Origin of the sequence: Paracoccus binzhouensis (assembly GCF_016446475.1) — a bacterium.
Lineage (GTDB): Bacteria > Pseudomonadota > Alphaproteobacteria > Rhodobacterales > Rhodobacteraceae > Paracoccus > Paracoccus binzhouensis.
The window spans coordinates 1-1,721 of record NZ_JAEHFP010000229.1 but is presented as its reverse complement, the minus strand read 5'-3'; the positions used below and the strand labels follow the sequence as shown (position 1 = coordinate 1,721).

Below are 1,721 nucleotides of genomic sequence, written 5' to 3'. Positions count from 1 at the left end.
CCGCCCTTGCGATTGTCCTGGTCGTCGCGGCCGCGGCGCTGCTTGCGCTGGCCGAGGCCCCGGCCGCCAGCCGGCGGGAGCTGGTCCTGGGCCGCACGGCATTGGTCTGCCCGTTCCTGATCGCCATGGTCTCGATGCCGGTCCTGGCGGGGCTGCTGGCCGTGCTGCGCCGCCTGGCCCCGACGCGGCCGCTGGCCGCCGGAGCCGCCGCGGGCCTTCTGGGCGGGGCGGCCGGGACCATGGTCTATGCTCTGCACTGCCCCGAGACCGGCCTGCCCTTCGTGGCGCTGTGGTATACGGCCGGCATCCTGCTGACCACCCTGCTGGGGGCCGGGCTGGGGAAATTCTGCCTGCGCTGGTAAACCCGGCCGAGGGGGATACGACCGGGAAGGGTGGCGCGCCTTTCCGGCCCGACGCGAGCCGGTCGCCGGGGGCGGGCGCCGAGATCGTCCGACGGCGGCCCCGAGGCGGCGCGGGCCGGCTCGACCCATGTCATGTTCGGCTGCGAGTCGCAGAAGACCTGTCCGGTGCCCGAGGAATTCAAGGCCGCCGTCGCCCGCTGCCAGAACAGCGCCCGGTCCGAGAAGCGGCTTGCAAATCCATAGTATTTCAGTCAAGAATACGCGATGACGAAGGCCGTGGACATCCCGCGGCCGGATGGTCCCGGAAGGCGAGGGCAGGCAGGGCGACATGCAGGCGAACACAGAGTTCCGACCGCGGATGGAGACCCGCATCCACGGATTGCGGACCCTGGCGCCGCTGAGCTACCGCCGCTTCGCCGGGGCCATCGCCGATGTCTGGTCGGTCAGGGCCGAAGAGGGCGGCGGCGGCTTCTATATCGCCCCGGATCCGCGCATCGTCATCCTGCTGGACCGGGTGCCGCCGCCGGTGGCGATGCGCATCGGCGGGGACCTGGCCGAGCATCGCGGAATCCAGGCCTTCTACATGCCGCCCGGCATGCCGCTATGGAGCCGGATCGAGGCGGACCATGAAAAGTCCCACCTGGATTTCCACATGGAAGGCGAGGCGCTGCAGCGGCGGCTGGCGGCGGCGAATGTCAGGGCGGACCTGACCCGGCCGCGCCTGCTTGGACAAAGCGACCGGCTGGTCGCCCTGGGCCGGCTGGCCTCGGACGAGGTACGCAAGCCCCGCCGCGGCGAGATGCTGATCGACGCGCTGCTTGCCGCGACGCTGGCCGAGATCTTCGCGACCGATGCCGAGGCCGGGACCGACGCGCCCTGCATCGCCAGCGGCGGCCTGTCGGCGCGGCAATTCGCGGCGGTCGAGCGTCATGTGCACGAGAACCTGGGCCGGTATGTCTCGGTTGCCGAGATGGCACGGGCGGCGGGCCTGTCCGAAAGCCGCTTCTCGCATTGCTTCAAGCAGTCGCAGGGGGAAACGCCGCAGCGCTGGCAAAGCCGTCTGCGGCTGCGGGCGGCCCAGGACATGATGCGCGATCCCGCCCGCGCGCTGGCCGATATCGCCTATGCCACGGGCTTTGCCGATCAGGCGCATCTGTCGCGGGTGTTCCGCGCCGCCAACGGAATGCCGCCCTCGGTCTGGCGCCGGCGCATTTTGCAGGGGTTCTGAACAAACCGCAGCGCCCTGGATCAAGACAGCCCCGGAAAACCGCAGTTAGCTGGGGTAACTGTTTCTGTTCTCGTCGCGTGTGAAGAACTCGCTCTTGGCCATACCGTGAACGGCGATCTGATCGGCTCGTG

At 70.1% G+C, this 1,721-nt stretch carries 2 protein-coding genes; both read left to right on the top strand.

Features of this window, described 5'->3' with window-relative positions:
• On the top strand, positions 1 to 362 hold a 362-nt coding region (locus tag I9P22_RS24095), incomplete at its 5' end, for an NrsF family protein (protein WP_199262749.1).
• 328 nt (positions 363 to 690) lie between these two features.
• Entirely contained in the window at positions 691 to 1,590 is a 900-nt protein-coding gene (locus tag I9P22_RS24090) for a helix-turn-helix domain-containing protein (RefSeq protein WP_199262747.1), read from the top strand.
• Positions 1,591 to 1,721: the final 131 nt, after the last annotated feature.